This window comes from Clostridioides sp. ES-S-0190-01, assembly GCF_020658275.1.
Taxonomy (GTDB): domain Bacteria; phylum Bacillota; class Clostridia; order Peptostreptococcales; family Peptostreptococcaceae; genus Clostridioides.
This window is the reverse complement of record NZ_JACVWA010000045.1, coordinates 244,630-259,833: the sequence shown is the minus strand read 5'-3', so window position 1 is coordinate 259,833 and position 15,204 is coordinate 244,630. Positions and strand designations below refer to the sequence as shown.

11 protein-coding genes and 1 riboswitch are annotated in these 15,204 nt (G+C 29.0%); of the genes, 9 read left to right on the top strand and 2 right to left on the bottom strand.

The window, feature by feature from the left end; translation table 11 throughout:
- The 3 genes from IC214_RS19405 to IC214_RS19395 form a co-directional block, all read left to right on the top strand.
- A partial coding sequence (locus IC214_RS19405; protein WP_227866920.1) for a transketolase family protein occupies nt 1–800 on the top strand: 800 nt, incomplete at its 5' end.
- A gap of 68 nt (nt 801–868) precedes the next feature.
- A complete protein-coding gene (araD, locus tag IC214_RS19400) occupies nt 869–1,555 on the top strand; it encodes an L-ribulose-5-phosphate 4-epimerase (protein ID WP_227824116.1) in 687 nt (228 codons plus the stop codon).
- Between the two features lie 17 nt (nt 1,556–1,572).
- Nucleotides 1,573–2,220, top strand: coding sequence for a class II aldolase/adducin family protein (locus IC214_RS19395; protein WP_227437322.1), 648 nt, complete (start codon nt 1,573–1,575; stop codon nt 2,218–2,220).
- A 181-nt stretch (nt 2,221–2,401) separates the two neighbouring features.
- Here IC214_RS19395 and IC214_RS19390 read toward each other — a convergent pair whose 3' ends face one another.
- A complete protein-coding gene (locus IC214_RS19390) occupies nt 2,402–3,769 on the bottom strand; it encodes an alanine/glycine:cation symporter family protein (protein ID WP_227437321.1) in 1,368 nt (455 codons plus the stop codon).
- A 187-nt stretch (nt 3,770–3,956) separates the two neighbouring features.
- Nucleotides 3,957–4,045, bottom strand: a riboswitch (glycine riboswitch).
- Nucleotides 4,046–4,473: 428 nt separating this feature from the next.
- Between IC214_RS19390 and IC214_RS19385 the strand changes: the two genes are divergently transcribed.
- Complete coding sequence (locus IC214_RS19385; protein WP_227437319.1) at nt 4,474–6,591, top strand: DNA topoisomerase III; 2,118 nt, start codon at nt 4,474–4,476, stop codon at nt 6,589–6,591.
- Nucleotides 6,592–6,698: 107 nt separating this feature from the next.
- A complete protein-coding gene (locus IC214_RS19380; RefSeq protein ID WP_227437317.1) occupies nt 6,699–7,952 on the top strand; it encodes a flagellar protein FliS in 1,254 nt (417 codons plus the stop codon).
- Nucleotides 7,953–8,017: 65 nt separating this feature from the next.
- Here the strand turns inward: IC214_RS19380 and ytvI are convergent, their stop codons facing one another.
- Complete coding sequence (gene ytvI / locus IC214_RS19375) at nt 8,018–9,079, bottom strand: sporulation integral membrane protein YtvI (protein ID WP_227437315.1); 1,062 nt, start codon at nt 9,077–9,079, stop codon at nt 8,018–8,020.
- Nucleotides 9,080–9,371: 292 nt separating this feature from the next.
- Between ytvI and IC214_RS19370 the strand changes: the two genes are divergently transcribed.
- The 4 genes from IC214_RS19370 to IC214_RS19355 all read left to right on the top strand — a co-directional run bounded on the left by IC214_RS19370 (nt 9,372) and on the right by IC214_RS19355 (nt 14,953).
- Nucleotides 9,372–10,112, top strand: coding sequence for a tyrosine-protein phosphatase (locus tag IC214_RS19370; protein ID WP_227862697.1), 741 nt, complete (start codon nt 9,372–9,374; stop codon nt 10,110–10,112).
- An 11-nt stretch (nt 10,113–10,123) separates the two neighbouring features.
- On the top strand, nt 10,124–11,902 hold the full coding sequence (locus IC214_RS19365) for a BglG family transcription antiterminator (RefSeq protein WP_227437313.1): 1,779 nt from the start codon (nt 10,124–10,126) through the stop codon (nt 11,900–11,902).
- A 174-nt stretch (nt 11,903–12,076) separates the two neighbouring features.
- Nucleotides 12,077–12,994 (top strand): 1-phosphofructokinase, encoded by a 918-nt coding sequence (gene pfkB, locus IC214_RS19360; RefSeq protein WP_227835754.1) that lies wholly within the window; start codon nt 12,077–12,079, stop codon nt 12,992–12,994.
- Between the two features lie 39 nt (nt 12,995–13,033).
- Nucleotides 13,034–14,953, top strand: coding sequence for a PTS fructose transporter subunit IIABC (locus IC214_RS19355; protein ID WP_227437309.1), 1,920 nt, complete (start codon nt 13,034–13,036; stop codon nt 14,951–14,953).
- The last annotated feature ends 251 nt before the right edge of the window (nt 14,954–15,204 follow it).

Sequence of the window (15,204 nt, the reverse complement as noted above, 5' to 3'; positions counted from 1 at the left end):
AAGTTGCTCCAGATAGATTTTTTGATATGGGGATAGCAGAAGGTGACATGATTGGTACAGCAGCAGGTCTTGCTACTTGTGGAAAAATACCTTTTGCAAGTACTTTTGCAATATTTGCAGCAGGAAGGGCTTATGAACAAATAAGAAACTCTGTGGCATATCCAAACTTAAATGTTAAAATAGCAGCTACTCATGCAGGAGTAACAGTAGGAGAAGATGGAGGAAGCCATCAAGCTATAGAAGATATATCTTTAATGAGAGGTATACCAAATATGGTTGTATTAAATCCTGCTGATGGAATAGAAGCAAAGAAAGCTATATTTTCTGCTGTAGATTACAATGGTCCTGTATATCTAAGACTTGGAAGAGCAACTACTGAAGATATACATAATGATGATTATAATTTCAAAATTGGAAAGGGCGAGATTCTTAGACAAGGTTCAGATGTAGCTATAATTGCAACTGGAATAATGGTTTCAAAAGCTATTAAATCTGCTGAATTATTAAGTAAAGAGGGACTTGAAGCTATGGTAGTTAATATATCAACTATAAAACCAATTGATAGTGAACTTATAGTAGAGGTAGCTAAAAATACTGGTAAGGTGGTAACTGTAGAGGAACACAGTGTAATAGGTGGATTAGGTTCTGCTGTTACAGAAGTTTTAAGCGAGAAATACCCTGTTGTAGTAAAGAGGATAGGTATAAATGATGAATTTGGTCAATCAGGAAATCCAGAATCTCTATTAAACTATTATGGATTGACTGTAGAAAATATAGTTAGTACTGCAAAATCATTCTAAATAAATATAATCAATAATAAAAGCAAACTAAAAATAAATTTTATCAAAAAAATATAGGAGGAATCAGAATGTTAGAGACTCTAAAAGAAGAAGTATTAAAAGCAAATTTGGAATTACCTAAAAGAGGATTAATCACTTATACATGGGGAAATGTAAGTGGAATAGATAGAGAAAAAGGGTTAGTAGTAATAAAACCAAGTGGTGTTGAGTATGATAAGATGACTGTAGAAGATATGGTAGTAGTTGATTTAGATGGGAATATAGTAGATGGTAGATTAAGACCTTCTTCAGACACTCCAACTCATCTAGTTTTATATAAAGAGTTTGAGGAATTAGGAGGTATAGTACATACACATTCAAGTTGGGCTACAACTTGGGCTCAAATAGGTAAATCTATACCAGCATGTGGGACTACTCATGCAGACTATTTTTATGGAAGTATACCATGTACTAGAAAAATGACTCGAGAAGAAATAAGTAGTGAGTATGAAAGAGAAACTGGTAATGTAATTGTTGAAGAATTTATGGGGAAAAACCCAATACACTGTCCAGGAGTAATTGTAAATGACCATGGTCCTTTTACTTGGGGTAAAAATGCAAAAGAGGCTGTTCATAATGCAGTGGTTTTAGAAGAAGTTGCAAAGATGGCATATTATACAGAATTAATGAGTCCTGAGAATACTATGGATAGAGTACTTATGAACAAGCATTTTTCAAGAAAACATGGTAAAAATGCATACTATGGTCAAAAATAACTGTCTGGAGGTAAATTATGCTAGAATCTTTAAAAGTTAAAATTGTGGAAGTAGCAATTAAAGCAGAGAATTATGGTTTATGTAAGGAAAAAGCTGGTAATTTTAGCATTAGAGATAAGGATACTGGATATATACTTATAACACCTTCAGGTATAGGAAGAGAAGAATTGAAGACAGAACACATTTGTGTATTAGACTTGGATGGGAATGTAATAGAAGCTGAGAAAGGTATTAAACCTAGTAGTGAGGTGCTAATGCATATTGAAATATACAAAGTGAGAGCAAATGTAAATGCTATATCGCATACACATTCTCTCTATGCAACAGCATTTTCAGTGGCAAATAAACCAATTATACCAATTGTATATGAGTCAGTTAATTATGGTGGTTATGTAGACATAGCTCCATATGAAAGACCAGGGACTTTGGAACTAGCCAAAAGTGTTTCAAAGTTATTATTAGATACGGATGCATGTTTATTAGAAAGGCATGGATTGACAACTGTAAGTAATGACCTTGAAGATGCTTTGTTAAAATCGAGATATGTAGAAGAAGTAGCAGAAATATACTATAGGTCTTTAGTATTAAATCAATTTAAAGAACCTAAGGCAGTAGATATTAATGAATTTAAAGCATGGAAATATCCAGATGAAATAAAATTTTAATTAGGATGATTTAAATTAAATAGATGAACTATAATAGGTATTAGCTTCTTTATATAGTGTAGTACTTCTTAAGTAAATATATTTAATCTGATATATTCATTTAAAACAAAAATAATATAAAACCCTAAATCGATTCTTATATTGGTTTAGGGTTTTATATTTTTTATTTATATATTTCTACTTATGCATTTCTTTTTAGTTGATTTTCTGGAGAATTTATATATTCAAAGTATTTTTTAGTTTCAGATACTATTATAGGTGATAGTGCAAGCAAAGCTATTAAGTTAGGTATTGCCATAAGTCCATTTACAATATCAGCAATTATCCAAACTACTTCTAACTTTAAGAATGCACCTAATAATACCATAGCTACAAATACAGTTCTATATCCATTCATACCTTTTACACCAAATAGGAATTCAAAACATCTTTCTCCATAATAACTCCACCCCAAAATTGTAGTGAATGCAAATAATGTTAAGCTAACTGTAAGTAATATTGGTCCAAATGTAGGAATAGCACCATTAAAAGCTGCTTGAGTCATAACAGCACCATTTAAGTCTGAACACCAAACACCTGATATAACAAGAGAAAATCCAGTAAGTGTACAGATTATAATAGTATCTATAAAAGTTCCTGTCATAGATATAAGCCCTTGCTCTGCTGGCCACTCAGTTTTAGCTGCAGCAGCTGCTATTGGAGCACTACCTAAACCAGATTCATTTGAAAATACACCACGGGCGATACCATTTCTAATTGCTAGTGACATAGTTGCACCTAGAAAACCACCAGTTGCAGCAGTAGGTGTAAATGCACTTTTAATTATCAATACAAAAGTTTCAGGTATTTTATTCCAATAAGATATTAAAATGACTCCACAGATTACAATATAAATAACTGCCATAAAAGGTACTATCTTAGTAGCAACATTAGATATACTTTTAAGACCTCCAAATACAACTAAAGCTACAAATACTGCTAGTACAACACCTGTAATTCTAGGGTCCACTCCAAAGCTACTATTGATAGCGTCTGTTATTGAATTTACTTGAGTAAAAGTACCTATTCCTAAAAGTGCAACTAATATACCACTTATAGCAAAGAATATTGCAAGAGGTCTCCATTTTTCTCCCATACCATTTACTATGTAGTACATAGGTCCACCAGATACTTGACCATTTTTATCTTTAGTTCTGTATTTTATTGCAAGGACACCTTCTGAGTATTTAGTAGCCATCCCAAAGAATGCAGCTATCCACATCCAAAAAAGTGCACCAGGTCCACCAGCTTTAATAGCTGTGGCAACCCCAACGATATTACCAGTACCAACTGTAGCAGCCAATGCAGTACATAAAGCTGCAAAACTTGAAACATCACCACTACCTTTATTTTCAGCAGCAAATATTAGCTTAAGAGCACGTGGAAGTTTTGTTATTTGCACAACGCCAAGTTTAACAGTAAGTAATATACCAGTACCAACTAGTAGTACCAACAGGGGCGGTCCCCAAATAAAAGCATCAACTTTGTTTAAAATATCAATTAGATTCATAAAAACACTCCCTCATTTTTTTGCTTTACACAATCAATAGAATTTTTAATGAAGTAATTGACAGGAAATTAGTATAATTTATTAATAATTTCTAGTGTAATAAAAAAAGCTAAATCTAAAATAGATTCAGCTCTGGATATACACTAATTAGCAACCAAAATAAAAGTATTAATAATACTAGTTTTGGTAGATAATCCCTGTCCTTTTGCCTGAGAGATTGAGCACAAATGCCTTGCCCCTTCGGCGCCCATAATGGGTCTCTCCAGAGTTCCGTAAATTTTACAGTCCTACTTTAAAAAAGTACCTGAGAGTGTTACTCCTTCGGTGTGCCATATGGCAACTCTTCTATAAAATCTTAACCGGATATTGATTTGTCATAGCTTATTGTATTAATAATATTAATATAAGGTTTTGTGTTTTGTCAACTAAAAAATTTAAAAACAGGAAAAAAATATAAAAATATAAGTCTAATTACGAATTATAAACTTACAAATTTAAATAATATACGTAAAAATAAATAGGATAGTAGGTGTGTAAATCAAATTAAATATAGGTTTGTGATAAAAAAAGAAGAAAATATTAAATAATTAATTAGAATTGATTTAATTATGGTAATATTATAGTTACAATGTTAAGAAAAAGTATATTTATTTAGCTTTTAAGTGTAGTGTAAGATTGGAGAAAGAGAAAGGAAGTATTTTAAAATGGGAAAAATATTAGTACTAGCAGAAAAACCTTCTGTGGGAAGAGATATAGCAAAAGTTTTGGGTTCAAAAAATGAAAAAAATGGATATATAGAGGGACCAAAGTATATTGTTACCTGGGCACTAGGTCATTTGGTTACACTTGCTGACCCTGAAAGTTATGGAGAAAGATACAAATCATGGAGTTTAGAAGATTTACCAATACTTCCTAAGTATCTAAAGACTGTTGTAATAAAAAAAAGTGGAAAGCAGTTTAATACAGTGAAGGCTCAAATGAACAGAAATGATATAGATGAAATAGTTATAGCAACAGATGCAGGGAGAGAAGGAGAACTTGTAGCAAGATGGATAATAGAGAAATCTCAAGTAAAAAAACCTTTAAAACGTCTTTGGATTTCTTCAAGTACAGATAAAGCAATAAAAGAAGGTTTTGCAAAACTAAAAAGTGGTAAAGAATATGAAAATTTGTACTATTCAGCAATAGCACGAGCAGAAGCCGATTGGATTATTGGAATAAATGCAACTAGAGCTTTAACAACAAAGTATAACGCACAGCTTTCTTGTGGAAGAGTGCAGACTCCTACTCTTGCTATGATATTGAAAAGAGAAGAAGAAATAAGAAATTTTAAACCTAAAGAATATTATGGATTGGAGATAATTGCAACAAAGGGCAACTCAGATATAAAGTTTATTTGGAATGATAAAAATAATAATTCCTCAACTTTTAGTAAAGAAAAGATGGAAGGTGTATCAAAAAAAGTAAAAGATTTAGATGTTAAAATATCTGAAGTAAATAAATCATATAAGAAAAAATATTCACCTGCGCTTTATGATTTAACAGAATTACAAAGAGATGCAAATAAAATGTTTGGATTTTCAGCAAAAGAAACATTATCTATAATGCAAAAACTATATGAACACCATAAGGTACTTACTTATCCTAGAACTGATTCTAGGTATCTAACTTCGGATATTGTTGGGACATTAAAAGATAGAATAAAAGCTGTAAATGTTAGTGATTATTCGAAGGTTTGTAATAAGTTATTAAAAAGTAATATTGTATCTAATAAGTCTTTTGTTGATAATTCAAAAGTAACAGACCATCATGCCATAATACCAACAGAGCAAAAAGTGTTTATGAGTGATTTTACAGATAAAGAAAGAAAAATATATAATCTTGTCGTAAAAAGGTTTTTGGCAGTATTAAGTCCTCCCTTTGAATATGAACAGACAACTATAAGTGCAACTATAGAGGGCGAGACATTTAAAGCCAAAGGCAATAAAGTAATAAATCTAGGTTGGAAAGAAAGCTATAAAGATATGGATGATGAAGATGAATATGAAAGCATTCCAAATGTGTTGGAAAAAGATATTCTTAAAGTTAAAAGCTTGAAGATGACTTCAGGAAGGACAAATCCACCACCATACTTAAATGAGGCTACACTTTTAACATCTATGGAGAAAAGTGGACTTGGTACAGTTGCTACTAGAGCAGATATAATAGAAAAATTATTCAATTCATTTTTGATGGAAAAGAAAAATAAAGATATATATATAACATCAAAAGGAAAACAACTGTTAGATTTAGTTCCTGTGGACTTAAAGACACCAGAACTTACAGCATCGTGGGAAAAGAAATTATTAGATATTTCAAAAGGGAAGCTTAATAAAAATACATTTATAAATGATATGAAGGATTATTCAAAAGCTATTGTATTAGAAGTAAAAAGTAGTGATAGCAAATTTAAACATGATAATTTAACTAAAAATAGATGCCCAGAATGTGGTAAATTTATGCTAGAGGTAAATGGTAAGAAAGGTAAAATGTTAATTTGTGAAGATAGAGAGTGTAATACTAGAAAAACCATATCACAAACAACTAATTCAAGATGCCCTAATTGTCATAAAAAATTAGAACTTCGTGGTGAAGGTGAAGGAAGAATATTTACTTGTAGTTGTGGGTACAGGGAAAAATTATCCTCTTTTAATAAAAGAAAACAAGAGGAAAAAAAGAAAGCATCAAAGAAAGATGTTAATCAATATCTAAAAAATCAAAATAAAAATCAAGAAGTATTTAATAATCCATTTGCAGAAGCCTTAGCTAAGTTGAAAAAATAAATAGTTTTCATGGCAATATTATACACAATCATAACTTTAACTATATATTAGTTATATGTACTGATATAATATAGGGTATAGTTTAGACATGAAAGTAGGGATGTCAAATGAGATTAAATTATATATTTAAATGCTATTGTGACAAATGTAAAGATATATGGAATAATTCAAGTATCGAATTATGTAAAGAAATAGAAACATATAGTGAAGATTCACAAAAAAAGTGTGAAGGCGAATTAGATAAATTGATAGATAAAGTATCAGTTCACTTAGAAAAGTGTCCAAGTGATGTTGTTCTAAGAAAAATGTGGATAAAAAAAGGTGAAGCTTTTTTGCAAAAAACACTAGAAAAAGAGAATATTTTTAAATTAGAGAAAATGAATGTAGAAGATAGAAAAAAATTCTTAGAAATAACAAAACAATTTATCAGAGATGCTAGAGGATTTGATGATGATTTACCTATAGAAGATATTATGCAGGCCATGAGAAATGTATGGATTTCAAATGCACTGCAATTATTATTTGGAAAAGATGTCTATTATTCAAAAGCAAGTTTTGCATATAGTATGTTATATCCATATACAGACAATTATTTAGATAATACAAAGACAAATGAAATGGATAAAGCCTTATTCAATCGTTGGTTAGAAAAAAGACTCTTAGGAGAAAAAATTAAACCTAATAACTGTCATGAAAGTAAAGTATCTCAGATGATAGATTATATTGAAGAGGTTTATCCTAGAGAAGATTTTAAAGAAATATATGAGTCATTGTTATTAATATTTGAAAGCCAAGTAAAGAGTTTAAAACAGCAGGATAAGGAGACTTATTTGCATAAAGACGAAATATTATCTATTTCTATTGAAAAGGGAGGTTCATCTGTTTTAGTAGATGGATATTTAATAAATGGGCTTATGACAAATGAAGAGGTAAAGTTTTGTATTGGTTATGGATTTTTATTACAAATATCTGATGATTTACAGGATATAAAAGAAGATTTAAAGTGTAATCATAAGACTATTATGACAGAGATGTCAAAAAAGGGTTTATTGGATGAAATTGCAAATAAGTTAATAAACTTTACTATTGAATTAATAGAAAACTTTAAAATTAACAGTAGAAATGAAGCTATAACAGACATGATAAAAAATGATTGTTTAATGTTGATTTTGTTTTCTATAGCTTATAATGCTGAATTTTTTTCTATAGAATATATAAAAAAAATAGAGAGATTTCTTCCATATACGATATCTTATTCATTGGAAATTAAAGAAAAGATGCGAAAAAAATTTAAAAATATTGATTTTTTGAATAATGAAAATGAATATAAAGAAATGATTGATACTATATGTGCAAAGTAGAAAAATAGTGAGATGTATAATACATATCTCACTATTTTAAGTTTAAATAAAATATTGATTTTAAGTTATTTAAATGCAGTAATAATCCCATTATCATGTAGATTTTTAATGATTGTAGCTGCAATAGGAAAGCCAAATAATCCAGCTATTCCAAATAGTTGAGCACCAACAAACATACACATTAGTGTTATTAAAGGATACAGACCAATTTGTTGTCCTACTACTTTTGGTTCTAATATTTGTCTAACAACAGTTATGATGATGTATAGTATTAAAAGCCCTATTGCCAAATGTATATTTCCATTGATTAATGAAATAATCATCCAAGGAGTTAAGATACTTCCTGTGCCTAATACTGGTAAAATATCGACAAGCGCAACTATGACAGATATAGTAAATGCATTTTCAACTTGTAGGATATTAAGACCAATAAGAAGTTCTACAAATGTTACTGATAGTAGTATGGCATATGCTTTTAACAATTTTAAAATAGCATTGATACTACTATTTTTTATATTGATTATCATTGTCTGACTTTTTTCTGGAAACTGTCTTAAAATAAAGTTCACTATTTTTTGATAGTCAAATGTAAAGAAGAAAGAAGCAATTAAAGTTATAATAAGTTTCAACATAAATGCAGGTGTTTTACTTGCAATACTTGCAATAGCATTAAGTGCATTTGTTGAAATAGAGGCAACTAAAGACATCATAGATTGACTGATATTATCCCAACCAAGTATCAATGCTAGATTAACATTAGGTGTACTAGCATCTATCTTAGAAAATAAGGTGTTTAATGTTGGCTGTATACCTGATTTATATATATCAGGAAGTCTAAAAAATATGTCGCTTATACTTGCAAATATTTTTGCACCAAAACTAACTAATAAAAATATTCCTAATCCATAAAAGGCTAAAAGTACTACCGCAGAAATAAATGTACGGTTTAAGTTTGTATTATCTGTAATAAGTTTTATAATAGGTCTTAAAATAAAGGCAATGATAAAACTAATCACAAAAGGCATTAATAATGGAAATAAGAATTTTAAGACAACATATATAATACTTGCTATTAAAACTACATATGTAAATTTAATTATAAAGCTCTTTTGTTTTTGAATGTCCATAATATAAAACCTCCAATGTATTTGATATTATTCTAAATATGGTCTTATTTGTATAAAATATACTACTGTATATTGATTATAAACTATAAAGCTTCTATGTAGTAAATAAATTATGTAAAATTTAGGTTAATTTTGTATAAAGATATACTTTTGTATTTTAAAATTATTAAGCAAATACGAAAAAATATTTTAAATAAATAGCATAAAATTGTGATAAAATTAATTTATAATGTTTGAGCTAAATATAGTAGATAACTTATCATATGATAGAGAATTTTTAAGAGGTGGTAAGATGAAAAACTTTAGAGATTTAGGTGGAAATAAAACAGAGGATGGTAGAACTGTAAAGTATGGTTTATTTTATAGGTCTGCAAAGTTGTCAAATTTGAGTAGGAATGATATAAAGATTTTAAAAGACTTAAATATCAAATATGTATTTGATTATAGGAGTGATGAAGAGGCACGTAAACATCCATCAACAATAATATCAAATATAAAAAATATAAGAATTCCAGCAATGAGAGAATTAGAAGAATCAGGAGGTCGTTTTGGCTCTATCGAAGATATGATTGAGAGTTTATTTGAAAAAGATGGTGCGTTTAATATGCTAAATAATAGCTACTATAATCTACCTGTAAATAATCCTTCATATAAAAAGCTAGTAGAACTTATAAAAGATTACTCTAATTTGCCAGTACTAAATCATTGTACAGCTGGTAAGGATAGAACTGGTATAGGAAGTGCTATAATTCTTATGATTTTGGGTGTATCAAGAGAAAATATAATGAAAGATTATCTAAAAAGCAATGAGTTTGCAGATAAGGAAATAGAAAGGTTTATAGAATGTAAGCCTAAATTTAAAGATATTCCAAAAGAAAGATTAAATTATATATTTGGTGTAAATGAAGAATATATGAATACAGCCTTTAGAAGAATTGATGAGGAATACAATAGTGTAGAAGAGTATCTATATGGAGAATTTAATTTAAATAAAGAAGAGATAAAAAAATTGAGAAATCAATATCTAGAGTAAAAGGTGATTTTATGAGTTTAAATATAACAGCTAGACAGATAAATATAATAAAGATACTGTTAAATTCAAAAGATACAATGAGTGGACTTGCCTTAAGCCAAGAAATAGGGTGTTCTTCAAAGACTATACAAAATGAAATAAAGGATATTAACAAACAGCTTAAAAATGGTAAAATTTTATCAATAAGAGGTGTTGGTTATAAGTTAGAGGGAAGCTTTGATGAAGTGAATTTAAATAGTAACCTTTATGATGATGTAGATAGAGTAGAATATATAATCAGAAAAATACTAACTTTAAGCAATGAAGAAAAAAATACTATAAGGCTTGAAGATTTAGCAGATTATATGTATGTAAGTGTTTCAACAGTAAAAAATGACTTAAAAGAAGTCAAGAGGATATTTGATAAGTATTCAATTTCTGTTAAATCTAAGCACAAACAAGGTATATGTATTTCTGAAAATGAAGATAAGATACTAAATTGTATAATTGATTTAAGTAATAAGAGAGACAACCAACTCAGTCTAAATGATTTTTTAAATGACGATATAAAAGAAAAAAAGTTAATAATAAAAAAAATACTATTAGATGAATTAAATGAAAATGGATTAGTACTAACTGATATAGAATTTAAGAATGTATTAAATAATATATTAGTTATTTTGAGCAGGCATAAGTATGATGAAAGAGAGTTTATAAAGGACTATGTAGAAACTTATAGCAACAAAAGAAGTTCAATATTGGAAAATGAACAGAACAAAGAGATTATAATAAATTCGATAAGAACGTTTTGTAAAAATTTAAAGCTAGCTACATCAATAGATATAAGCCATGATGATATATTTGAAGAATATTTATATAAGCATATTAGTAGCTTGTGTAAGAAAATAAAGTTAGGCATGAATCAATCGCCTATAATAGCACAAGATATTAAAATAAAGTATCCTTTTGCCTTTGAGTTAGCTAATATAGCTAAAAAAACAATAGAACAAGATTTAAAAATAGAAATCAACGAAGATGAAGTTGCAAATATAGCTCTACATATAGGAGGTGCTATTGAGAGGGCATCCTATAATAATAAAGATAAGGTTTTCAAAGCGATAATAGTTTGTACATCAGGTATAGGTACCTCAATGTTAATAAAAGCTAAATTAGAGAATATATTTAGAGAAAAGCTAGAAATATTAAAGGTTATTCCTTCATATCTAGTTGAATATGTAAAGGTTATAGATGTTGATTTTGTAATATCTACTGTACCTATTGAAATAGGTGATATACCAGTAATAAACATCTCTCCAATGTTGAGTGAAAAGGAAATTAAATTAATTGAAAAATATATAGAAACAGGAAATGTATATTTGGATTTAGATATAAAAAACTTATTTGATAGTGCGTTGTTTTTTACTGACTTAGATTTTAAATATAAAGAAGAAATTATTGATTTTATGGCAAGTGAACTTGTACAAAAAGGTTATATAGATGATGACATGAAAAACTCTTACTTTGAGAGAGAAAAAATAGCAACAACAGAAATAGGCAACATGGTATCTATACCACATGGAGCTATTGGAAAGGTTTATGATAATAAAATAGCAATTGGAATACTAAAAAAACCAATTGCTTGGGAAATATCAGATGTGCGCTTAATAATAATGTTGGCACTTGATAAAGATAAAATATTAGATTATGAAGTTATATTTTCAAACATATACAAAAGAGTAGACTCCATAGCGAAAGTTATAAGCATATGTGAAAATAGCAATTTCGAAAAATTTGTAAACATGTTTAGATAGATATATATAGAACATAGTGTTGTATATACACATGCAAATTTGGATAATATAAAACTAAATAAGATAAAAACGATAAATTTCTCTTTTAATTAAGAGAAATTTTTTGACTTTCAGGGATATTAATATGGAGTTAAGATATAAACATAAGATAAATAAATAAAAAGAGGTGGCAAAATGATTTATACAGTAACATTAAATCCATCAATAGATTATATAGTTAAATTAGATGAATTAAATACAGGAAGTACAAATCGTGTAAATGAAGAATACGTTTATCCAGGAGGAAAAGGTATAAATGTGTCTTGTATACTTAAAGAACTTGGACATGACAATACATCATTAGGTTTTATAAGTGGTTTTACTGGTGAATATATAGTAAAAACATTGGAGGAAAAAAAATTAAAAACAGACTTTATAAAATTGAAAAACGGTTTTTCAAGAATAAATGTAAAAATAAAAGTGTCAGAGGAAACCGAAATTAATGGACAAGGACCCAATATAAGTGATGAATACATCAACCTATTATATAAAAAACTTGATAAATTAAATCAAGATGATATTTTAATATTGGCAGGTAGTATACCATCTACTTTAGATGAAAAATTATATGAAAATATAATGTCTAGACTAGAAGAAAAGAATATAAAAATTGTTGTAGATGCAACAAAAAATCTTCTTCTTAATGTATTAAAATATAAGCCTTTCCTAATTAAACCTAATAATGATGAGCTAGAGGAAATGTTTGGTGTTAAATTAAATTCAAATGAAGATATAGTAAAGTATGCTAAAAAGTTAAAAGAAATGGGAGCTGTAAATGTTTTAGTGTCAATGGGTAAAGATGGTGCATTACTGATTACAGAAGATAATGAAGTATTTATAAGTGATGTACCAAAAGGAACTGTAAAAAATTCTGCAGGAGCAGGAGATTCTATGGTAGCAGGGTTTATATCTGGATATCTAAGTACTGGTGAATATGATTATGCTCTTAAATTAGGTGCAGCTTCAGGAAGTGCAACTGCTTTTTCATATGATTTAGCTGAAAGAAAATATATTGATAAATTAGTAAACGAAATATCTGTGAAAAGATTTTAAAAATAACCTAAAAAATATATAGAGAGGAAATGAGAACTTATGAAAATTATAGAGTTATTAGATGAAAAATCAATTAAATTAAATTTAAAGTCAAAAAATAAACCAGAAGTAATAGAAGAACTAGTTGATTTAGTTGAAAATAGTGGTAATTTAAATGATAAAGAAAATTATAAGAAAGCAATTTTAGCCCGTGAAGAGATGAGTACAACAGGAATTGGAGAAGGTGTAGCTATTCCTCATGCTAAGACTACAGCAGTTACTAAAGCTTGTATAGCAGCAGCTGTATCAAAGGAAGGTATAGATTATGAATCTTTTGATGGAAGTTTGTCAAATTTATTTTTTATGATAGCTGCACCAGATGGAGCTAATAATACACATCTTGAAGTATTATCTAGATTATCTACAATACTTATGGATGAAGATTTTAGAAATAAACTTATAAATTCAAATTCAGCAAGAGAATTCAAAGAAATAATAGATAAAAAAGAAAGAGAAAAATTCAGTGAAGAATATCAGGATGAAGAAATTAGTAAAGAGGATGTTTTAAATAATAAAGATAAAAATATTAGTAAGTATCCTCAAGTTTTAGCAGTAACAGCGTGTCCAACAGGAATAGCACATACATTTATGGCAGCTGAAAGTTTAAATAAAATGGCTGAAAGTAAAGGTATCTCTATAAAAGTAGAAACTAATGGTTCAGCAGGTGTTAAGAATAGACTTACAAAAGAAGAGATAGAAAATGCTACATGTATAATAGTAGCAGCAGATAAAAATGTTGAAATGGCCAGATTTAATGGCAAAAAAGTTATAAAAACTAAGGTTGCTGATGGTATACACAAAGCGGAAGAACTTATAGATAAAGCTGTAAATGGAGATGCTCCAATTTATCATGGAGAAGAAGGAAGTCACAACGAATCAAGTGAAGAAAACGAAAGTGGATTTAGAAAAGTCTACAAGCATTTAATGAATGGTGTGTCTAATATGTTGCCATTTGTTATTGGTGGAGGTATACTTATAGCTTTGGCATTCTTACTTGATGATTACTCTATTGACCCTTCACATTTCGGTTCAAATACACCAATAGCAGCATTTTTTAAGGGAATTGGAGATAAAGCATTTGGATTTATGTTACCTGTACTTGCAGGTTATATAGCATATTCTATATCTGATAGACCTGCATTTGTTGTTGGTTTTGTGGGAGGAGCTCTTGCAGGAGATGGTGGTTCAGGTTTTCTAGGAGCATTACTTGCAGGTTTTATAGCAGGATATTTGGTAGAAGGACTTAAGAAAATATTTAATGTATTACCAACTTCATTAGAAGGAATAAAACCAGTATTATTATATCCTTTATTTGGAACTCTTTTGATGGGCGTTATAATGACATTTCTAGTAATACCTCCAGTTACAGCAATTAATAATGCTATGGTTGGATTCCTAAATAGTTTAGGTGGAACTTCAAAAATAGTTTTAGGATTAGTGTTGGGTGGAATGATGGCTGTAGATATGGGTGGACCTGTGAATAAAGCAGCTTATGTATTTGGTGTAGCATCTCTTGAATCAGGGCAATTTGAAATAATGGCAGCAGTAATGGCTGGTGGTATGGTTCCTCCACTTGCTATAGCTCTTGCAACTACATTCTTCAAAAATAGATTTACAAAAGAAGAAAGAGAGTCTGGTAAAGTTAACTATGTAATGGGGTTATCATTTGTAACAGAGGGAGCAATACCTTTTGCAGCTGGAGACCCACTTCATGTTATACCAGCTTGTATTGGAGGTTCAGCAGTAGCAGGAGCACTTAGTATGCTATTTAATGCAGCTCTTCGTGCACCTCATGGAGGAGTATTTGTTATACCAGTAGTTACTCATCCACTTGGATATATAGTGGCTATAATTGTAGGTGCTGTAGTTGGAATGATGCTTTTAGCACTACTTAAAAAACCACTAAATCAAAGCGCATAATAACCAAAGAGTATTTAATAGCTAAAAATAGGTCGTTTTATAAAATTTAATAGATTACTGAATTATCCTAAGATAAGGGTTTATACAAAAAAGTGAGTTAAGTCTAATATACAGAGTTTACTCACTTTTTTTTAATAAATGTATTGTTTGGAAATTTATAGAAATGAAAACCTTTAAGCAAATTGCTAACATAAAGTTTCAGAAGCAGCAAGTTATAAGTATTTGGAAGCTTTTACTTGTGTAATAGTTGT